The sequence below is a fragment of the Saccharothrix isguenensis genome (assembly GCF_052936305.1).
Map to the genome: position 1 here is coordinate 3138356 of NZ_CP193626.1, position 18826 is coordinate 3157181.

Annotated in this window: 20 protein-coding genes; 9 read left to right on the plus strand and 11 right to left on the minus strand. The window is 71.4% G+C overall.

All coding sequences use genetic code 11. The features are described from left to right. Position 1 precedes the first annotated feature (1 nt). Genes ACRAKI_RS14795 through ACRAKI_RS14805 form a run of 3 tightly spaced genes read right to left on the minus strand, consistent with a single transcriptional unit; the run spans position 2 to position 3796 of the window. Positions 2-685 carry an ABC transporter ATP-binding protein gene (locus tag ACRAKI_RS14795; RefSeq protein ID WP_447007655.1) on the minus strand — a complete coding sequence of 228 codons (684 nt, stop codon included), beginning with the start codon at positions 683-685 and terminating at the stop codon, positions 2-4. After that, the gene (locus tag ACRAKI_RS14800) at positions 682-1347 is read right to left on the minus strand and encodes an ABC transporter ATP-binding protein (RefSeq protein WP_447007656.1); all 666 of its coding nucleotides are present in this window, start codon (positions 1345-1347) and stop codon (positions 682-684) included. Before ACRAKI_RS14800 ends, ACRAKI_RS14795 begins: the two co-directional genes overlap by 4 nt. Then, entirely contained in the window at positions 1340-3796 is a 2457-nt protein-coding gene (locus tag ACRAKI_RS14805) for an ABC transporter permease (protein WP_447007657.1), read from the minus strand. The genes ACRAKI_RS14800 and ACRAKI_RS14805 overlap by 8 nt, the downstream gene beginning before the upstream one ends. Before the next feature lie 127 nt (positions 3797-3923). Here ACRAKI_RS14805 and ACRAKI_RS14810 point away from each other — a divergent pair, with 127 nt between their 5' ends. Together ACRAKI_RS14810 and ACRAKI_RS14815 are read left to right on the plus strand one after the other, a co-directional pair. Beyond that, the gene (locus tag ACRAKI_RS14810; RefSeq protein ID WP_447007658.1) at positions 3924-4142 is read left to right on the plus strand and encodes a hypothetical protein; all 219 of its coding nucleotides are present in this window, start codon (positions 3924-3926) and stop codon (positions 4140-4142) included. 97 nt (positions 4143-4239) lie between these two features. Beyond that, a complete protein-coding gene (locus ACRAKI_RS14815) occupies positions 4240-5739 on the plus strand; it encodes a chitinase (RefSeq protein ID WP_447007659.1) in 1500 nt (499 codons plus the stop codon). Between the two features lie 114 nt (positions 5740-5853). Here the strand turns inward: ACRAKI_RS14815 and ACRAKI_RS14820 are convergent, their stop codons facing one another. Further along, positions 5854-6627 carry a hypothetical protein gene (locus ACRAKI_RS14820; protein ID WP_447007660.1) on the minus strand — a complete coding sequence of 258 codons (774 nt, stop codon included), beginning with the start codon at positions 6625-6627 and terminating at the stop codon, positions 5854-5856. A 109-nt stretch (positions 6628-6736) separates the two neighbouring features. Beyond that, positions 6737-7357, minus strand: coding sequence for an L-threonylcarbamoyladenylate synthase (locus tag ACRAKI_RS14825; RefSeq protein WP_447007661.1), 621 nt, complete (start codon positions 7355-7357; stop codon positions 6737-6739). Between the two features lie 283 nt (positions 7358-7640). Between ACRAKI_RS14825 and ACRAKI_RS14830 the strand changes: the two genes are divergently transcribed. Both ACRAKI_RS14830 and ACRAKI_RS14835 read left to right on the plus strand, forming a co-directional pair. Beyond that, positions 7641-8711: a hypothetical protein gene (locus ACRAKI_RS14830; protein ID WP_447007662.1), complete on the plus strand. Its 1071-nt coding sequence runs from the start codon at positions 7641-7643 to the stop codon at positions 8709-8711. A gap of 27 nt (positions 8712-8738) precedes the next feature. Further along, the gene (locus ACRAKI_RS14835; protein WP_447007663.1) at positions 8739-9197 is read left to right on the plus strand and encodes an NUDIX domain-containing protein; all 459 of its coding nucleotides are present in this window, start codon (positions 8739-8741) and stop codon (positions 9195-9197) included. A 2-nt stretch (positions 9198-9199) separates the two neighbouring features. Here the strand turns inward: ACRAKI_RS14835 and ACRAKI_RS14840 are convergent, their stop codons facing one another. Beyond that, positions 9200-9817: a TetR/AcrR family transcriptional regulator gene (locus tag ACRAKI_RS14840; protein WP_447007664.1), complete on the minus strand. Its 618-nt coding sequence runs from the start codon at positions 9815-9817 to the stop codon at positions 9200-9202. 92 nt (positions 9818-9909) lie between these two features. Between ACRAKI_RS14840 and ACRAKI_RS14845 the strand changes: the two genes are divergently transcribed. Further along, positions 9910-10836 (plus strand): NAD(P)-dependent alcohol dehydrogenase, encoded by a 927-nt coding sequence (locus tag ACRAKI_RS14845; protein ID WP_447007665.1) that lies wholly within the window; start codon positions 9910-9912, stop codon positions 10834-10836. A gap of 3 nt (positions 10837-10839) precedes the next feature. Here the strand turns inward: ACRAKI_RS14845 and ACRAKI_RS14850 are convergent, their stop codons facing one another. Next, on the minus strand, positions 10840-11985 hold the full coding sequence (locus ACRAKI_RS14850; protein ID WP_447007666.1) for an acyl-CoA dehydrogenase family protein: 1146 nt from the start codon (positions 11983-11985) through the stop codon (positions 10840-10842). A gap of 209 nt (positions 11986-12194) precedes the next feature. Next, positions 12195-12782, minus strand: a complete 588-nt coding sequence (locus ACRAKI_RS14855) for an RDD family protein (RefSeq protein WP_447007667.1) — start codon at positions 12780-12782, stop codon at positions 12195-12197. 144 nt (positions 12783-12926) lie between these two features. Here ACRAKI_RS14855 and ACRAKI_RS14860 point away from each other — a divergent pair, with 144 nt between their 5' ends. Next, on the plus strand, positions 12927-13340 hold the full coding sequence (locus ACRAKI_RS14860) for a hypothetical protein (RefSeq protein WP_447007668.1): 414 nt from the start codon (positions 12927-12929) through the stop codon (positions 13338-13340). 15 nt (positions 13341-13355) lie between these two features. Here the strand turns inward: ACRAKI_RS14860 and ACRAKI_RS14865 are convergent, their stop codons facing one another. Next, on the minus strand, positions 13356-14024 hold the full coding sequence (locus ACRAKI_RS14865) for an alpha/beta fold hydrolase (protein WP_447007669.1): 669 nt from the start codon (positions 14022-14024) through the stop codon (positions 13356-13358). A gap of 27 nt (positions 14025-14051) precedes the next feature. Beyond that, positions 14052-14249, minus strand: coding sequence for a multicopper oxidase domain-containing protein (locus ACRAKI_RS14870; protein WP_447007670.1), 198 nt, complete (start codon positions 14247-14249; stop codon positions 14052-14054). A 71-nt stretch (positions 14250-14320) separates the two neighbouring features. Between ACRAKI_RS14870 and ACRAKI_RS14875 the strand changes: the two genes are divergently transcribed. Together ACRAKI_RS14875 and ACRAKI_RS14880 are read left to right on the plus strand one after the other, a co-directional pair. After that, the gene (locus ACRAKI_RS14875; RefSeq protein ID WP_447007671.1) at positions 14321-15250 is read left to right on the plus strand and encodes a hypothetical protein; all 930 of its coding nucleotides are present in this window, start codon (positions 14321-14323) and stop codon (positions 15248-15250) included. 114 nt (positions 15251-15364) lie between these two features. Beyond that, positions 15365-17404, plus strand: coding sequence for an endo-1,4-beta-xylanase (locus ACRAKI_RS14880; protein ID WP_447007672.1), 2040 nt, complete (start codon positions 15365-15367; stop codon positions 17402-17404). Positions 17405-17407: 3 nt separating this feature from the next. Here ACRAKI_RS14880 and ACRAKI_RS14885 read toward each other — a convergent pair whose 3' ends face one another. Continuing rightward, on the minus strand, positions 17408-17920 hold the full coding sequence (locus ACRAKI_RS14885) for a hypothetical protein (RefSeq protein ID WP_447007673.1): 513 nt from the start codon (positions 17918-17920) through the stop codon (positions 17408-17410). Between the two features lie 187 nt (positions 17921-18107). Between ACRAKI_RS14885 and ACRAKI_RS14890 the strand changes: the two genes are divergently transcribed. Beyond that, positions 18108-18713 carry a superoxide dismutase gene (locus tag ACRAKI_RS14890; RefSeq protein WP_447007674.1) on the plus strand — a complete coding sequence of 202 codons (606 nt, stop codon included), beginning with the start codon at positions 18108-18110 and terminating at the stop codon, positions 18711-18713. The last annotated feature ends 113 nt before the right edge of the window (positions 18714-18826 follow it).

Sequence of the window (18826 nt, forward strand, 5' to 3'; positions counted from 1 at the left end):
CCTATCCTACGGAGACCCGTCCGGCGTCGAGCACCACCGTCCGATCAGCGGCGCGGTGCACCTCGTCGTGGTGCGTGGCGATCAGCACGGCCGCGCCCGCGTCCGCCGCCCGCCGCAGCACCCGGACGGCCTTGGGCCCGCTGTCCTGGTCCAGGTGCGCGGTGGGCTCGTCGGCCAGCAGCACCCTCGGCGACCCGACCACCGCCCGCGCCAGCGCGGCACGCTGCTGCTGCCCGAACGACACCTCGGCCGGGTACCGGTCGGCCAGCTGGCCGATGCCCAGCTCGACCAGCAGTTCCGTCACCCTGTCCAGCGAGCCGACGCGGCCGAGCCGGACGGGCAGCGCCACGTTCTCGGCCAACGTCAGCTCACCGGCCAGCCCCAGTGCCTGCGGCAACATGGCGCACAGCTGCCACGGCGGCGGCGACGTCAGCACCTGGCCGCCCAGCTCGACCGTGCCCGCGTCCGCCCGGTCGAACCCGGCCAGCACCGCCAGCAGCGCGCTCTTGCCCGACCCGGACGGACCGGACAGCGTCACCAGCTCACCGGCCGCCACCTCCAGGTCCACCCCGCGCAGCACGTGCACCGGCTCGCCGGCGTGCCGGAACGTCCGTTCGACGCCCGTCGCCCGCAGCGCCACGTCCCGCGCCACCGCCGTCGCCTCGACCCCTTGCAAAGCCGTCATGCCACCAACGCCCCGTTCCGGAGGTCGAACCTCGTGTCCGCCAACGCGATCAATCGTGGGTCGTGCGACGCCACGACCACCGGAACCCCCCGCCCCGCCAGGTCCGCCAACGTCTCCAGCACCAGGTCCGCCGAGACCGAGTCCAGCTGGGACGTCGGCTCGTCGGCCAGCACGACCGTCGCCCGCCGAGCCAACGCGCAGCCGAACGCCAGCCGCTGCTGCTGCCCACCGGACATCGCCGACACCTTCCACCTGGCCGTGCCGGGCAGCCCCAGCTGCTCCAGCAGCTCCTCGACCGGCGCGACCCGACCCGCCGCCTGCGCCGCCGCCCGCAGGTTGTCGCCCACGTCCAGGTGGTCGATCAGGTTGTCCCCCGGGTTCTGGAACACCAGCGCGATCTCCCGCCGCCGCAGCTTCCGCCTCGCCCGCGACGACAGCCGTGCCGTGCCCGTGCCCCGCAGCTCCACGCCGCCGACCGTGGGGCGCTCCACCATGCTCAGCACCCGCAGCAGGGTCGACTTGCCCGACCCGGACGGCCCCGCCAGCACCGTCATCCCGGTCGCGGGCACGTCCAGCGACACGTCCGACACGGCCGTCACCGCCCCGGCGGGCGTCCGGTACTCCACACCCACCCCGCGCAGCCGCAACACGTGCTCAACCACGGATCAGCTCCCCGATCTTCGCCGAACGCACCGCGCGCACCGCGATCCACGCCGCCACCAGCACCACCAGGACGCTCCCGGCGACCGTCGCCACCACCAGCGGCACCACGTCCGGCACTTCCGGGACCGGCGTCAGCCGTGGCGCGGGATCCAGCTTCGGCACGGTGAAACCGCTGCTCACCGCGCTGACGGCCAACCCGGTGACGACCGCCGCCGCGGCCACCGCGCCCAGTTCGAGCAGGTGGCTGCGCAGCATCGCGGCCGGGCCGAGGCCCATCCGGGCGCTCAACGCGCCGGACAGCGCGTTCTGCCGCCGCCGCACCTCGACGGCCAGCAGCAGCGCGAGCGCCGCCACCACCGCGAGCACCACGCCGATCGCCGTGACGAAGCCGAACGTCCACCGGATCGTCAGGAAGGGCAGGCCGCGGACCGCCTTCGACTTCTGGTCGGCGTTGCGGTACTTGACGCCGGCCGCCGTCAGCGCCTCGGTCAGCTCGCCCAACGGCTTCTTCGACCACACGTACCAGGAGCCGACGTCGTCGCGGTCCTCGATCCGGTCGACCGGCACGACCCAACCGGACGTGCCGAGCTTCGGGAACGCCGGCACCCACGCCGCCGGGTTCACCGGCGGGAGGCCCGGCAACCGCGCCTCCCGCCGTGGCGCGTCACCGACCCGCAGCGGCTCGTCCAGCAGCGCCGGGTCGATCTCGAACGGGAACGCGCCGTCGCGGAACGTCGCCGGGTCGACCACCAGGGCGGTGCGGTCGTGCTGCTGCACGTACCCGACGATGGTCGAGTCGCCGCGCAACGCCGCCGGCAGCTCGGTGGTCTCCGGGTTGATCTGGGCGTAGCTGTTCGCACCCGCGTACATGCCGGACTTGGCCTCCAACGCGGTCTTCTGCGACCCCGCGATGGCGGTGCCGACCGCGATGGTGCCCACGGCGAGCACACCCACCAGCAGCACACCGGTCACCGGCCCGGCCGCCGCCGCGAGCCGGCGGATCGCCAACTGCGCGGCCGGTGCGGACCAGAACCTGACGCGGTGCGACGAGGCGAGCGCCCACCGCGCCAGCCGGGTCGCCACCAACGCCGCGGTGAGCACGACGAGCAGCGGGAACGCCAGGGCCGCGGCGTCGATGCGCGGCAGCCCGCCGATCTTGGTCGTGGTGGCGAGCCCGCTGTTCTGCACCCGGTTCCACGCCCACACCGCGAGCGCGGCGGTGACCAGCTCCCAGGGCAGGGCGGTCAGCACCCGTCGCAGCCGGTTGCCCCGGAGCGCGACCTGGAACGCCCGGTGCGTGCGCAGCGCGCCGGTGGCGAACGTGACCACGATGCTCAGCGCCACGACCACGACCACCGCCACCGCGGCGGTCGACACGGTCCCCGGCGGCACCACGTCCGATGGCGCGTACACCGGCAGCAGCAGCCGGGCCGCGCCCAACCCGGCCGCGCCGCCGAGCACCAGCGGCAGGCCGAGTTCCAGCACACCCCGACCGCCCAGCGCGAACGGGCCGGAACCGCGCACCCAGAGCAGCCGCAGCTCGTGCTGCCGGCGTTGTGCCCACTGGACGGTCACCGTCGCCACGCCCGCCAGGCCGATGAGCAGGCTGATCAGGGTGAGCGGCAGGACCGCGGAACGCACGTTCGTCACGGTCTGCGCGGCGTTCTCCACCGGCAGGACCAGCGGCGACTCCACGCGGTTGAACTGGTCCCGGATCGGACGGATGCGCGCCGTGCCCGCGGTGAGCAGGGCCTCGGCCTCGACGACCGTGCGCGGCGCGTCGACGGGGAAGCGCACGGTGATGTCGACGGGGCCGGTCACCTCCGGCGGCAGCGCGGCGAACGACTCGGCGCTGGGCATCCACACCACGGCGGTGGCCAACTCGTCGCGGTCGAGCGCGTTGGGCACGACGAAGTGGCGTTCCGAGCACCACCACGGTGGCAGCGGGTCGATCACGTCGGCGTAGATCGCGGTGACCGGCGGCAGCCGACCCCCCATGCCGCGCCGGCCCAGCTGGACGTCGGTGGTGGCGGCGATGCTCTGCGGCACCCAGAGGCCGTCCTTGGAACCGCCCTGGAGCACCTTCAGGTGATCGGTGGCGCCGGGCCGGTGGCCGAACTTCGCGTAGGTCTGCCCGCCGCCGAAGTCGGTGTGCCGCTCCCTGGTGTAGGTGCCGATCAACGCCGGGTGGTCGGGAACCGCCTCGGTGATCGCCGCGACCACGTGGGGGAGGTGGTCGTGCGGGTACGTGGCCTCCAGCGACGGGTGCAGGGCCTCCGTGCACAGGTGTTCCTGCTGGTAGTCGATCGCGGCGCTGCCGGAGGCCGCCGAGTGCATCACCGCGGCGGCCACGACGAAGCTCAGCAGCAGCGCTGTGACCAGGCTGACCAGCAGCGTCAGCGGGCTCGACAGGGCAGCGCGCGGTGCGGCTCTCCACGGGATCTGCACCAGCGCACGGTATCCGGCGGTCCTCCGACCCAGGACACTTTTCGTGGATGCCGTTCACGTTCCGGACAACGTCCGGACAACGTCGTGACGAGGACACCGGCCGCGCGGTCGGGGATACTCGCACACCATGAAGCGGACCGTGATGAGGAAGTCGCTCGCCGTGCTGGTGAGTGGTGCCGCGTTGTTCCTGACCCTCGGCGCCGGGTGCAACGGCGAGGGCGACAACGAGAACGACAACCGACCCGGTGTGGGGAACAACCAGGACAACGAGCAGGACGGCGGGGAAGAGGGCGACCAGGGCGACGGCGAGGGTGAAGGTGGCGACGAGGAGGACGGCGAGAACTGACCCGGTGCCGGTCGACCACCTCGCCTCCCTTGACAGCACGTGAGTTGGTCTAGTCCAATTCTCCCACCTGGAGGCCGCCACCACTAGGAGGAGAACGATGTCCCGCAGAGTCCTGTTCGCCAGGGTGGCTGTGGTGGCGGCGTTGGCGGTCGGCGCGGCGGCGGTGGGCTTCGCGCCCGCGTACGCCGCATCGGTCACCGCGACGTTCACCAAGACCGCGAGTTGGGAGACCGGTTACACCGCGCAGTTCTCCATCAAGAACGGGACCAGCTCGGCGATCTCGGGGTGGAAGGTCGAGTTCGACCTGCCGGCGGGGACGGCGGTCGGCGCTTACTGGGACAGCTTGCAGACCAACGCCGCCGGGCACTACACGTTCACCCATCGGGAGTACAACGGCAGCGTCGCCCCCGGTGCCACGGTGACGTTCGGCTTCAACGCCTCGGGCACCGCCGCGCCGGCCAACTGCAAGATCAACGGCGCGTCGTGCGCCGGATCGCCGACCACGACCACAACGACCACCACCACCACCACGACAACGACGACCACCGGACCGACCACGACCACGACCACGCCGCCGGTCACCGGCCTGCCGAAACGCGTCCTGGTCGGCTACCTGCACGCGAGCTTCGCCAACGGCTCCGGCTACATCCGGATGAAGGACGTCCCCGACGACTGGGACATCGTCAACCTGTCCTTCGCCGAACCCACGACCGCCACCTCCGGCGACCTCCGCTTCGCCCAGTGCCCCGTGGCCGAGTGCCCGAACGTCGAGTCCGAGGCCGAGTTCATCGCGGGCATCCGGGAGAAGCAGGCCAAGGGCAAGAAGGTGCTGATCTCCATCGGTGGCGCGAACGGCCAGGTGCAGCTGTCGACCACGGCCGCCCGGGACGCGTTCGTCCGCTCGGCCTCGGCGATCATCGACAAGTACGGCCTGGACGGCCTGGACGTCGACTTCGAGGGCCACTCGCTGTCCCTCAACCCCAACGACACGGACTTCCGCGCGCCGACCACGCCGGTGATCGTCAACCTGATCCAGGCGTTGAAGACGCTGAAGGCCCGCTACGGCGCGAAGTTCGTGCTCACCATGGCGCCGGAGACGTTCTTCGTGCAGGTCGGCTACCAGCACTACGGCGGCAGCGGCGGGGCCGACCCCCGGGCGGGCGCGTACCTGCCGGTGATCCACGCGCTGCGCGACGACCTGACCCTGCTGCACGTCCAGCACTACAACTCCGGCCCGATCATGGGCCTGGACAACCAGTACCACTTCATGGGCGGCCACGACTTCCACGTGTCGATGGCGGACATGGTGCTGGCCGGGTTCCCGGTGCGCGGTGACACGACGAAGGTGTTCCCGGGGCTGCGGCAGGACCAGGTGGCCATCGGGCTGCCGGCGAGCGTCAACGCGGGCAACGGGTTCACGTCGGTCGCGGAGGTCCACAAGTCGTTGGACTGCCTGATGAAGGGCGCGAACTGCGGCACGTACAAGCCGAAGGCCGTGTACCCGGACCTGCGCGGGCTGATGACGTGGTCGGTGAACTGGGACCGCCACAACGGCTTCGAGTTCTCCCGTTCGCACCGGGCCTACCTGCCCCGGTAGCCGATCCTGACCCGCCGGGGTTGCCACCCGGCTGCCCGACTGGACCTCCCGGCCGCACCCGGCGGCGATGGACGTGGCGGCGACGCCGGCAAGCGCCGCCGCCACGTCCGCGTCCTAGCAGCCGATGCGGTGGGTGGACAGCGCGATGTCGTCCATCCAGATGTCGTAGCTTCCCTCGTTGGGCTGGTAGAGCTGCCAGCCGAGCTTCACCGTGTCGAACTCTGGGAACAGGAAGTCGACCTGGTTGCCGCCGTGCTCACGGGTCGACACGGTCAGGTCCGGGTTCGCCACGCCGTCGAACCACAGCGTGATCCGGTTGTCGGTGGCGTCCATCCGCCACTCCACGCACTGCCACACACCGGCCCGGGACGGCGCCGACTCGCGCCAGTTCGTCCAGTCGCCGGTCGGCCCGCCGTCCGCGCCGACACCCCACAGCGCCTCGTCCAGCGGCGGCACGTACTGGCCGCCCAGCGGGCGCACCACCTCGGGCCCGTCGCCGGTGGCCTCGATCAGGGTGTAGTGGGCCCAGTCCGGCTGGTCGGGGAACTCGGCGACCTTCACCCGGACCCGGCCGTAGAAGCTGTTGCCGGGCGCGGTGAAGTCGTCCACCTTGAGGAACGCCCGGCCGTTGCCCTCGGCGCGCACGTGCAGCACCTTCTGGCCGCGCCGGTCGCGCTCGACCTCCAGGGAGCCGTTCCTGGTGTCGACGCCCCACTTCAGGCTCGTGCCCGCTCCGGTCGGCACGTTCTGGAAGTCCTCGCAGAACAGCAGGCCGGGACGGGAGCAGGTCTTCAGCCGGTGGTCGGCGGGGCCGGCAGCGGTCGCGGCGGGGAGGGCGACGACCGACAGCAGGACGGCGAGGACCGCCGAGGACAACCGTTTCCGCACGGGTAGCTCCTTCTGCGCTGAGGGGGCAGCAGGAAGTTATCCGTTCTGGGAACGCTCCCATACCTCTGACCGGCGCAACAGCGTTGATCTGTTCGCGCGGGCCGGGAGGCTACTCGAAGCGGGACGGGTCGCCGGCGCCGTGCCGGACGACCTCCGGCTCGCCCTGCGAGAAGTCGACCACGGTCGTCGGCACGGTGCCGCAGTCGCCCGCGTCCAGCACCGCGTCGACCACGTGGTCCAGCCGTTCCTTGATCTCCCAGCCGTGCACCAGGGGCTCTTCCTGGTCCGGCAGCAGCAGGGTGCTGGACAGCAGCGGCTCGCCCAGCTCCTCCAGCAGGGCCAGCGCCACCGGGTGGTCCGGGATGCGCGCGCCGACCGTCTTCTTCTTCGCGTGCATCAGCCGGCGCGGCACCTCGGTGGTCGCCGGGAGGATGAACGTGTAGCTGCCCGGCGTCGCCGCCTTGATCGCCCGGAACACCGCGTTGTCCACGTGCACGAACTGGCCCAGCTGGGCGAAGTCGCGGCACATGAGGGTGAAGTGGTGGCGGTCGTCCAGGTGCCGGATCTGCCGGATCCGGTCCAGGCCGGCCTTGTTGCCCAGTCGGCAGCCGAGCGCGTAGCAGGAGTCGGTGGGGTAGGCGATCAGGCCGTCCGCCTTGATCAGCGCGACCGCCTGGTCGATGGACCTGCGCTGCGGGTTGACCGGGTGCACGTCGAAGTACCTCGCCATGCGGGGAGCCTAGTCTCCCCGGTCGCCGGCTGAGGGAATGCCCCGGACTCCCCGTGGCCGTCGCCGGGCGCCGTGTCGGTCGTTGTCAACATGAGGGTGCTTCGGGATCGATTCACACGTTCGCGTGGATGATCCGCACGGTCGGATAGCGATGACAGTCCTAATTGGACGTGAGTCGACGCGTGTGGTGAAGATGCCTCCGGTGCCGGGGATTCGGGCGCGGAGATCACGTGCCGTCCTGGGCGCCCGACGCTCATCTCGGATTGAAAGCAGAGCAACACTCATGTCCGGCAAGGAAAACGCACCTGACGACCACTCGCTCCCCGTCCACCTCGTCGGCTCGCTGCCGCGTCCCCTGTGTGACGATCCGGACACGTCCATGCGCTGGTTCCTCGCGAACCGCAGCGGTGCGAGGCTGACGGCCCTGCCGTCCGACCGCGACGCGCGATGGATCATCGACTGGCTCACGTACCACCTGGCGTCGCTGCCGGCGCTCGACCAGGTGCGCGGCGGGGACAGCCGTGGCTACGACGACATGCCGTACTACCGCGTCCGGCCGGGGCACCGGCTGCGGCCGGAGGACATCGGCCTCGCCCGGGTCGACCAGGCCGACGCGGCGTTCGCGGCACTCGAACGGCTCGGCGGCGGACCGGGTGTGCCGCACCGGGTGCAGGTCGGGATCCCGAACACGCTCGACTTGGCCGTCTTCGCGTTCGGCTCGATGGAGGCCGCCTGCGAGTGGTTCCCCGTCGTGGAGTCCGCCGTGGTGGACGAGGTCGTCGGGCTGGTCGGCCGGTGGGGTGATCGGCTGCAGTTGCAGTTGGAGACGCCCGCCGTGCTGGTGGCGTACCACCTCACGCCGCGGTCGGCCTGGCCGGCGCTCACCGGTCGGATCACGCAGCAGGTCGCCGAGGTGCTCGCCGCCGCGCCGGACACGCGGTGGGTGGTGCACCTCTGCTACGGCGACTTGGAGCGCGTGCCCGTGTTCACGCCGACGGACCTGTGTTCGGCGGTGGAGTTCCTCAACGCGCTGGCGGGCGTGCTGGCGTCCCGGGGTGTCCCGATGCCGACCGTGCACCTGCCCATAGCGAGTGGGGAGAGCCCGCCGTCCACCGATGCCTCGTTCTTCGAGGCGTTGCGGAGCCTGCGGAGCGACGTGGAGATCATCGCCGGGTTGGTGGCCGAGGAGCATCCCGAGGAGACGCGCGAGGCGCTGGGTCTGACCGTGGAGGCCATCGGCCGCCCGGTGGCCGGCGTCGCCGCCGCGTGCGGGTACGGGCGGCGCACGGTGGAGTCGGCAGCGGCGAACCTGAAGTTGGCGGCACGACTCGCGAAGGAGTGGAGCGCGCGCTGACTACCCTGCGTCGGACCGGTGCCGCTGGTGCGCCGCCCGGTAGACGGGAGTGGTCGTGCTCTTCACCGTCAACGTGGCCGTCGCGCTTCGTCGAGGACGGCACTGGCTGCTGATCGTCCGCGGCCCGGGGTGCGGCACGCGCCCGGCACGCTCGCGGTGGTCGGTGGTCACCTCGAAGTCGAGGGTCCGGGTAGTGACGTGCTGGAAGCCACGGCACGTCGGGAGGTCGCCGAGGAGGTCGGGGTCGACCTCACCGGCACGCCGCTGGTCTGCGCCGAGAGCCCGTTCTTCGTCGGGGACACCGGGAACCGCGTGGTGGGCGTCGTCTTCGCGGCTGTGTTGCCGGACGACGCCGTTCCCGCCGTCACGACGCCCGAGGAGGTGGCGGGCCTGGGGTGGTGGACCCTGGCCGAGTTGGCGGCCGAACCCGACTGTCCTGCCTGGACCTTGCAGAGCGTCCGGCGGGCGGCGGCGGTGTCGGGCTGAGGTCAGCCGAGCGCGTCCCGCAGACCCAGGCCCGCCGGCGGGGGTAGTGGGTCGCCGGCTTGGAACGCCTGGATCAGGTAGGCGACGAGGCGGCGTGAGGCGGCCACGGTCGCGTCCACGGAATCGGTGACGAGGCCGTTGTTGGCCATCAGCACCAGGTTGAGGTCGTCGGGGGTGAAGTCCGGGCGCAGGCGGCCGGTGTCCTTGGCCCGCGTCACCAGCCGGGCGAACGCCTCCTCGGCCAGCGCGCGCTTCTCGTCCACCGGCAACGCGTTCGGGAACGCGCTCAGGAACGCCGCGCTGAACCCGCGGTCCCGCGCCTGCATCTCGCACAGCTCCTCCACCACCCGGCAGAAGGCGCGCCACGGGTCGGGGTCGTCCAGCGCGTCGTGCACCACGGCCGTGCAGGACTGCAACTGGTCCGCGAACACTTCCGTGATCAGCGATTCCTTCGTGGGGAAGCGCCGGTAGAGGGTCGCCACGCCCACCTCGGCCCGGCGGGCGATCTCGGTCATCGACACATCCAGCCCGAGCGCGGCGAAGGTCTCCCGCGCCGAGGCGACGATGCGGTCGCGGTTGTGCTGCGCGTCCACGCGCAACTGAGGCGTCCCAGCGGTCACCCCTCTCACTTTAGCTCAAGTGGAGGGCACCTTCCGTTTGTCGTGTTAGCGTCGAAGTGGAGGGTACCTTCCACTTACTTGAGGAGTGCGTGATGCGCGCAGCGCTGTTCGACCGGTACGGGCCGCCGGAGGTCCTGTACGAGGGCACCGTGCCCGACCCGGAGGTCAAGCCGGGGCAGGTGCTGGTCCGGGTCCACGCCGCCAGCGTCAACGGCGGCGAGGTGATCGCCCGGACCGGGAAGCTGAAGCTTCTGCTCGGCTCCAAGTTCCCCAAGCGCGTCGGCGTCGACTTCGCGGGCGAGGTCGTCTCCGGTCCGGGTTTCGAGCCCGGCGCGCACGTGTGGGGAACTCTGCCTCGCGGTCCGTTCGGCAGCGCCGCCGAGTACGTCGCCGTCCACCCGCGCCAACTCGCGCCCAGCCCCACCGGCCTCGACCTGGTCCACGCCGCCGCACTGCCGGGCGTCGGCACCACCGCCATCACCGCGTTGCGCGACAAGGCCGAACTGCGCCGAGGGGAACGGCTCCTCGTCCGCGGGGCCGGCGGGGGAGTCGGCAGCGTGGCCGTGCAGGTGGGCAAGGCGTACGGCGCCCACGTCACCGCTTCGGCCGGCAAGCGCAACCTCGACTTCGTGCGCGAACTGGGCGCCGACGAGGCGGTCGACTACCGCACCGACCCCGCCGACCTGGGCAGCTTCGACGTCGTCCTCGACACCTACGGCAGCACGCCCCGCGCCTATCGCCGCCTGCTCGCCCCCGGCGGCCGGATGGTCGGCATCGCCTTCCGCTCCGGCGCTGACATCGGCTATGTTCTCGCGTCGGCGGTGTTCGGCGCGCGGCGCGTCCGGTTCTTCAGCGGCAACCCCAAGTCCGACCTGTTCGCCGACCTCACCGCCCTGGTCGAGAGCGGCGCGGTGCGGCCGGTGGTGGACGCGGTTCACCCGCTCGCCGAGATCGCCGCAGCCCACCGCGCGCTGGAAGCCGGTGGCGTGCGCGGCAAGCACGTGGTCCGCGTGGTGTGAGGGTCAGACGAACGGGCTCAGCGTGTTCTCGGCGCCCACCAGCGCCGCGCCGTAGAACTCGAGGTTGACCTGCGGGATGAGCATGCCGTGGCGGGCGGCCACCGTGGCGTCGCGCCAGATCCGCTGCAGGGGGCTCGCGTCGGCGAAGCCGCTCGAACCGTGCGCGTAGAGGAGGGTTTCGAGCGCACGGGTGACGTTGCGCGCGGCGACGGAGGTGTCGGCACGGCAGCGGGCGCGGACGAGATCGGTCGGGTAGGTGGTCTCGGCGGCGTGGCGGTCGAGGGTGTCGGCCGCGCGGTAGGCGTGCAGTTCGGCGGTGTCGAGGGCGATGGCGGCCTCGGCGACCTGGAGCTGGAACGCGACCGAGTCGCGTTGCCGGGCGAAGTCGGTGTACGCGATGGCCTTGCGCTCGGCGGCGGCGGTCACGTGGGTGAGGGCGGCGCGGCCCAGGCCGAGCAGCGGGGCGGCGAGCATCACCACGAGCGTCGCCACGAACGCGGCGCGGTAGGTGGTCGGGTTGGCGGGCGTGACGTTCGAGCCCTCCACCAGGGGACCGAGTCGCAGCACGCGGTGGTCGGGCACGAACGCGTCGTCCACCACGAATCGGTTGCTGCCGGTCGACCTCATCCCGGCCATGTGCCACTCGTCCACGATCCGGTAGTCCTCGCGCGGCACCAGGAGGACCGCCGGGCCGTCGTCGAGGACGACGGCCGCCAAGCCCCAGGTCGCGTGCCAGATGCCGGAGGCGTAGCTCCACCCGCCGCTGAGGCGGTAGCCGCCGGGCACGCGGTGGACCGGGCCGCTGGGCTTCAGGGCGCCGCTGATCCGGGCGTCGGGATCGGCGCCCCACACGTCGTCCTGTGCCTGCTCGGGGTACTGCGCCACGATCCAGCTGCCGCCGTTCCACAGCGCGGCCACCCAACCCGCGCCGCCGTCGATCGCGGCCAGTTCGGCCGCCACGTCGAGGTGCGTGCGGACCGACGCCTCTCCGCCGCCGTAGCGCGCGGGGGTGGCGAGGCGGAACGCTCCCGTTTCCCGCACCACCTCCACGGTGTCGTCGGCCAGTCGGCGTTCGGCGTCGGCCCGGTCGGCGGCGCCGGTCAGCTGCGGGGCGAGGGCCTTGATGGCGGTGAGGACGTCGGCACTCATCGGCAACCTCCGGTGGGCGTTACGGCGAGTAACGATCCTCCCACTGTGGATGGCCCGAACGGAGCGCCCATTCGCGTGGAGGCACCGCCACCACATCGAGCAGGCCACCATCGCGATAGCGCATCCGAACCGCCTGCCACACCTATCGGCCACAGCCGGCCCGGCACACCGTGACCTGACCCTGATGACTCAACCTCTGCGGTGCTGCGTCAGCGGGGAAGGCGCACGTCGTCGAGTCGGCGGAAGCCGGCGGCGTGGAGCAGGCGGGTGGCGCGGTCGTTGATGCCGGTCCGGGCCGGTGATCCGGGAGGCGAGGAGAAGCCGCCGCCGGAGAGTGCGCCGGCGAACAGGACGATCATCAACAACGGCAGCAGGGCAGTCCGGGTGGTCATCGCCCACGGGCCCTTGAGCCCGATCGGGCTGCCGTCGGCGACGCGCACGAGCCGAGTGCCGGCGAGTACCGCGCCCAGCGCGCGGCCATTGCCGTAGCAGAGGCCGTACAGCGGTGGCACCAGGAACAACACGGCGATCAGGAACAGGGCGAGCTGGCCGTCGTCGATGGCCCCGGAGCTGTACGGGACGGAGGCGGCGACGATGCCGACGGCCACACCGAGCAGGTAGACCAGGAAGTCGACCACCCACGTCGCCAGCTGCTGCCACCCGCTCGGCCGGACGTAGAGGGTGCCGTCCTTGAACGTTTCGATGCGCCTCGCGTCCTGGTCCCCGAGGGCGTGCACCGCCTGGCTCTTGACGACCTCCAGTCGGCTCGGCGCCCGGCCGACGTGGGGCATGACCATCACACTCTCCTGTCGCTTCGTGACCGACCGCATCCCGCACCACCTCGGATGCCGGACCGGGTGGTGCGCACGACCTGAGACGCGGACGACGGCTCCGGGGATCCCCGTACGTATGATCCGGGGTCCACGACCAGAGGACGGGACATGAACTCGGATCCGAACGCCGCCCGCGGCGGCCAGTCGCGTCCAGGCCAGTCGCGTCCGGGCCAGTCGCGTCCAGGGCGGTCGCGTCCCGGGCAGGGCGGCGAGGACGCACCGCCCCCGGACCGACCGCAGATCCCGTTCGTCAAGTACTTCGCGGCGCACCTGCTGACGGGGATCGTGGTGTTCGTGGTGCTGACCTTCGCGGTCCCCGGCGAGAACGCGCTCACCGCCCGTGACGTGATCGACTACCTGGCGTTCCACATGCCGATCCCGGTGATCGTCTCGACCCTGCTCTCGTGGCTCATCACCCGGCGCATGACGCTGCCGTACTGGGCGATCGCGCTCATCGCCCTGCCGACCTACCTGTGCACCCTCTTCGTCTACGAAATGGGCCTGCTCATGGCGGCCTCGTAGCAGCGGACCGGTGGGTCAGGCCTCGGCGGCGAGGAGCCGGGCGAGGTCGACCGGCCTGGTGAACATCGGCCAGTGACCCGAGTCGATGTCGACGAAGTCCAGCTGCGAGGCCTTGGCGAGTTCACCGCCGCCGATCCACTCCAGAGCCTGGGCGGGGCTGAACTCGGGGCACACGACGACGGCCGGGACGTCGAAGCGGCGCTCGTCCGCGTAGCGCACCACGCCCGTGGCCACTCCTTCGGGAACGGGAATCGCCCGGGACTCGAAGCGGCCCCTGGCTTCGTCATCCAGGTCGACGGAGTCCGGACCCTCGAACGGTTCCCAACCTGGGAACGGCATGGCGCCGTCCTTCGTCTCGAAGAAGTCCGCGAAAATCTTGCCGTCGCCGGCCGGGAAGCCGCCGACGAGGACGACCTTGGCCACCTTCCCCGGTCGGGCGTCGGCGGCGAGCCACGCCAGGGTGGCGGCGGCGGAATGTCCCACCACCACGGGCTTCCCGGGCATCGAGTCGACGGCGGCGAGCACGGCGGCCACCTGGTCGTCCAGCGTCGCGGCGGTGGTCCCGTCCCCCTGGCCTGGGAGGGTGAGCGGCACCGGGTTGTGGCCGAGTGCTTCGAGCTCGGGCACCACATCGTCCCAGGCGGATCCGTCGAGCCACAGGCCGGCGACGAGCAGGATGTCCATGGTCGGTTCGCCTTCTCCGGTGAGGTCTCATCCGCTGACCTCCAGGACGCCCATCATGCCCATGTCCTCATGGGACGTGGCATGGCACTGGTACGCGGTCCGCCCCGCCACCCAGCTCAACGGCACCGCGATCATCACGGTGCTGCGGGGCGGGACGTCGACGGTGTCGCGCCAGGCTCGCAGAGGTTCGGTGGGGTGTGGTCGGGCGGGTGGGTGTTCAGTCACTGTCCTGGTCCCGTAACGGCCGGTCGAACCGCACCGATGACCGGCGTACACACGTTCGCGGTTGGGAGTGCATGGTGGACAACTCGGCGTTAGGCCTCGTCATGCTGGAAGCCGGGGTCCCGGTGGTCGTGACCGGGGAGGAGCACCACCAGGCTTGGTTGGCGCGGTACCCCGTCGAGTCCGGAGGGCGGCGCGTCGCGGTCTCGTTGGCGTGGTGCGTCATCGGTGCGGGCAAGCATCGCGGCCAGTACGCCATCGAGGTCCGGTTGGACGGGCAGCGGGTCGGCGAGCTGACGCACCTGATGTCGCGGCGCTACGCCGACGTGCTCGGCCAGGTCATCGAGAGCGGTGGCACGCCCGGCTGCGAGGCCGTGATCCGGCACGGCGATCGTGGTCTGGAAATGGTGGTCCACCTGCCGCGCGACCCGTCGAACGTCGTCGTGCCACCGCCGCAGACCGCCTTCGCTCCGCCGGTGAAGCGCCGGTCGCGCCGCAAGGTGCTGATCGCGGCCGGCTCCGTGCTGCTGCTGTTCGTCGTCATCGGCGCCTTGTCCGACCCGAAGACCGGTGACGTGCCGCCCGCCGCCCTGACGACGTCCGCCGCGCCCGTCACGACGACGACCACCGTCGCGCCGACCACGGCCACGGCCACGACAACCACCACCACGACCACGACCACCACCACGACGACGACCGTCGAGCCCGCGCCCAATCCGGAGCCGAAGCCCAACCCGCAGCCGAAGCCCCAGCCCCAGCCCCAGCCCCAGCCCCAGCCCCAGCCCAACCCGGCCACCCAGGCGCCGGCGCCCGCGCCGGTACCCGCGCCCGCGCCGAACCAGGGCTGCCACCCCAGCTACCAGCCGTGCGTGCCCTTCGCGAGCGACGTCGACTGCGCGGGCGGGAGCGGCAACGGCCCCGCGTACGTGCGGGGTCCGATCACCGTCGTAGGACCGGACGAGTACCGCCTGGACCACGACAACGACGGAGTGGGGTGCGAGTAGGCGGGCGTTTGGGCTGAACGGCGGCTGGGCGACGGTCTCCGGAGCTGCCTATAGTCCGGGCGAGATGTTCTGGGAGCGCTCCCAGAAATCGCCCCGACGGAAGAGGGATTCTCGATGAGGAGAGTTCTCGCCGGTGTGCTCGCGACCTCGGTCCTGGCCGGCCTGGTCACGATCGCAGCGCAAGCGAGCCCCCGGACCGCAGCAGCCGCCGACGAACCCGTGGTCGTCGTCTCCAGCACGTTCGACGACGGCACGGCGCAAGGCTGGACGGCACGTGCCGGCGAGGTGGTTGCGCCCAGTACCGCCATCGCCCGCAGCGGCACGCACAGCCTCGCGGTCACCGGCCGGACCGCCGGGTGGCAAGGCCCTTCCCTGAGCATCCTGGACAAGGCGCAGAAGGGCATCGGCTACGAGCTCTCGGTGTGGGTGCGGCTGCCCGCGGGCCAAGCGGCCACCGACGCCAAGCTGTCCGTCGAACGCCGCACCGCCGGCACCCCGTCCTACGACCAGGTGGTCGGCAGCACGGCCGTCACCGCGAACGGCTGGGTCAACCTCAAGGGGTCCTACACGCTCGCCGCCGACGTCGACTTCCTCACCGCCTACGTCGAGGCGACCGACGAGACCGCCGCGCTGCACATCGACGACTTCTCGATGTCCTACACGCCGCTGCCGCCGATCCAGACCGACATCCCGTCGGTGAAGGACGTGCTGGCCGACCACTTCGCGGTGGGCGCCGCGGTCGAGAACGCCCAGGTCCTCAACAACCACGGGCAGTTGCTCGCCAAGCACTTCAACTCCATCACCCCCGGCAACCAGCTCAAGTGGGACGCGACCGAGCCCACCGAGGGCACCTTCCGGTTCGCCGACGCGGACGCCCTCGTCACCTGGGCGAAGGCCAACGGCTCGGTGGTGCGCGGGCACACGTTGGTCTGGCACCAGCAGACCCCGGCGTGGGTGTTCAAGGACGCCGCGGGCAACGACATGACCGCGACGCCGGAGAACAAGGCCCTCGTGCTCGCCCGCCTCGACGCCCACATCCGCGCCGTCGTCGGTCACTACGGCGCCGACATCCCCGTGTGGGACGTGGTGAACGAGGTCATCGACGAGAACCAGGCGGACGGGCTGCGCCGCAGCAAGTGGTTCGAGCTGACGGGCCTGGACTACCTCCGCACCGCGTTCCGGGTGGCCCGCGAGGTCGCGCCGAACGCGCAGCTGGTGATCAACGACTACAACACCAACGTGCCGTCGAAGCGCGACAAGCTCTACGACCTGGTCGTGAAGCTGCGTGCGGAGGGCGTGCCGATCGACGCGGTGGGCCACCAGATGCACGTCAACGTGCAGTGGCCGTCCGTCGCCGAGACGGAGGCGATGCTGGCCAAGTTCGCGCCGCTGGGCATCGACCAGCAGATCACCGAGATGGACGTCTCCATCTACACCGACAACAGCCAGTCCTACCCGACCCCGCCGCGCGAGGTGCTGCTCACCCAGGCCTACCGCTACCGCGACCTGTTCGAGCTCTACAAGCGGCACTCCGACAAGATCAGCTCGGTGACGCTGTGGGGCTTGGCGGACGACGACACGTGGCTGGACAGCTTCCCGGTGACCCGCAAGGACCACCCGCTGCTGTTCGACACGCGCTTGCAGGCGAAGGACGCGTACTGGGGCGTCGTGGACCCGAGCCGGATCGGCGGAACCACCACCACGACCACGCCGACCACCACGACGACGTCCACCACCACCGGCACCAGCACGACTACGACGACGGCCGGCTCGACGACGACCACCACCAGGACCGCCACGCTGACGACCACGACGATCCTGCCGCCGGCGGCGTGCACGGTGGTCTACACGGTCGTCAGCCAGTGGCAGGACGGGTTCCAGGCCGAGGTGCGCGTCACCAACGGGACCACGAGCGCCATCAGCCCGTGGTCGCTCACCTGGCCGTTCCCCAAGGGCCAGCAGATCACCCAGTTGTGGGGTGGCGAGCACACCCAGGAAGGAGCCCAGGCGACCGTGCGCAACGCGTCCTGGAACGGCACCATCGCGCCGAACGGCACGGTGACGTTCGGGTTCCTCGGCACCTGGTCCGACCGCAACGTCAAGCCGATCGACTTCACCCTGAACGGGGTGAGCTGCCGGTCCATGATCAGGTGACGCTCAGTCCTCGGTGATCCGGTAGTAGCGGACGGGCGTGTAGGCGTCCGCCGTTGCCGCCGACCACTTCCGCTCCACTGGCGGCGCGCCGTCGGGGCCGGTCTGCTCCCGCACGACCGGCTCCGACCGCGCCTCGTCCGCCCAGCGCACGAACAGCGCCGCGTGGTTGGCGTTGGTGAGCGCGTCACCGAGCCGGAGGTCGGCGCGGGGGATCTCGGTGGAGACCTCCCGGAGCGTGTTCGTGGTGCGGGAGTGGGTCAGGCCCCACGCCATCGATATGTAGCCGGAGCAGTCGGTGCGGTACCTGCCGTACTCGTTCTCATGACAGGACTGCTGGCTGTACGGCACCCCCGCGTCCAGCCAGGACCGCGACCGGGCGTCGGTCTCGCTGCGCGAGGTCACGCGGTCCTCCGCCGTCGTGCCGCAGGCGATCTTCGCGCTCGGGTCGGCGTGTGCGACCGGAGCGTGGAACGCCACCGTGCAGGCGAGGACGGCGATCAAGGTGCGGGTGCTCATCGAAATCCCCTCTGGTGCGGTGTGCCGCCGGTGTGCGGTCCCGGCGAGGTCGGGCGACACGAGGTTTCCCGCACCACTCGGAAATAGCGGGAATCCACCCGGCCGAGTGGTGTGCGGTGCGTGCGTGCGGTTTCACGTCAGGTGACCAGGGGTAGTCGGATGGTGATCGACGTCGAAGGGAGTCGGTATGCGCACGGTCGTCGTCGTCTCCGCGCTCTGCGTCGCGGTGGGCTGCGGAACGGTGGCCTGCGGTGGTGAGCCGGCGCAACCCGACCCGACCGGGGCGTCCGAGCCGGAGGTGAGCAGCAGGCAGATCGGTGTGCTCGCGCCCGTCGACGCGGCCGACGCGGCGTTCACCTACGACCCGGACGCCGCCCCCACCGGAGCCCGGCTGGAACTGGAGGTGTCCGAGGGCGAGGGCACGACGACCGTGCGCCTGACCGCCGAATTGCTCCAGCCCGACCGGGGTTACGCGGTCCACGCGCACACCGAGCCCTGCGGCCTCACGGGCAGCGACGCCGGCCCGCACTACCAGCACGAGGTGGACCCCGCCGCGACACCGGAGCGGCCGTCCGTCGACCCGGCCTACGCCAACCCGCGCAACGAGATCTGGCTCGACCTCACCACCGACGGCCAGGGCAACGGCTCGGCCGAGACCACCGTCCCGTTCGCCTTCGGCGACCGCGTGCCGGCCTCGATCGTGCTGCACGAGGAACCGAAGACGTCGACCGAACAGGGTCGCGCGGGCAGCGCGGGCGGCCGGGTGGCCTGCTTCACCGCCCCGTTCCGCTGACCGCCGTACCGCTGACGGTCTTGTTCCGCTGACGCGCAGCGACTTCAGGTGCTCGGTTCACGCGGTGACGTCGTGCGCTGACCTGTGCCGTGCTGCCCGGGGCGGCGGCGGGT

Bases quoted from the DNA above. Each gene is read 5' to 3' on its own strand.
- ACRAKI_RS14795 (WP_447007655.1), bottom strand. From the start codon at position 685: ATGACGGCTTTGCAAGGGGTCGAGGCGACGGCGGTGGCGCGGGACGTG.
- ACRAKI_RS14810 (WP_447007658.1), top strand. From the start codon at position 3,924: ATGAAGCGGACCGTGATGAGGAAGTCGCTCGCCGTGCTGGTGAGTGGT.
- ACRAKI_RS14815 (WP_447007659.1), top strand. From the start codon at position 4,240: ATGTCCCGCAGAGTCCTGTTCGCCAGGGTGGCTGTGGTGGCGGCGTTG.
- ACRAKI_RS14825 (WP_447007661.1), bottom strand. From the start codon at position 7,357: ATGGCGAGGTACTTCGACGTGCACCCGGTCAACCCGCAGCGCAGGTCC.
- ACRAKI_RS14830 (WP_447007662.1), top strand. From the start codon at position 7,641: ATGTCCGGCAAGGAAAACGCACCTGACGACCACTCGCTCCCCGTCCAC.
- ACRAKI_RS14845 (WP_447007665.1), top strand. From the start codon at position 9,910: ATGCGCGCAGCGCTGTTCGACCGGTACGGGCCGCCGGAGGTCCTGTAC.
- ACRAKI_RS14850 (WP_447007666.1), bottom strand. From the start codon at position 11,985: ATGAGTGCCGACGTCCTCACCGCCATCAAGGCCCTCGCCCCGCAGCTG.
- ACRAKI_RS14855 (WP_447007667.1), bottom strand. From the start codon at position 12,782: ATGGTCATGCCCCACGTCGGCCGGGCGCCGAGCCGACTGGAGGTCGTC.
- ACRAKI_RS14860 (WP_447007668.1), top strand. From the start codon at position 12,927: ATGAACTCGGATCCGAACGCCGCCCGCGGCGGCCAGTCGCGTCCAGGC.
- ACRAKI_RS14865 (WP_447007669.1), bottom strand. From the start codon at position 14,024: ATGGACATCCTGCTCGTCGCCGGCCTGTGGCTCGACGGATCCGCCTGG.
- ACRAKI_RS14875 (WP_447007671.1), top strand. From the start codon at position 14,321: ATGGTGGACAACTCGGCGTTAGGCCTCGTCATGCTGGAAGCCGGGGTC.
- ACRAKI_RS14880 (WP_447007672.1), top strand. From the start codon at position 15,365: ATGAGGAGAGTTCTCGCCGGTGTGCTCGCGACCTCGGTCCTGGCCGGC.
- ACRAKI_RS14885 (WP_447007673.1), bottom strand. From the start codon at position 17,920: ATGAGCACCCGCACCTTGATCGCCGTCCTCGCCTGCACGGTGGCGTTC.
- ACRAKI_RS14890 (WP_447007674.1), top strand. From the start codon at position 18,108: ATGCGCACGGTCGTCGTCGTCTCCGCGCTCTGCGTCGCGGTGGGCTGC.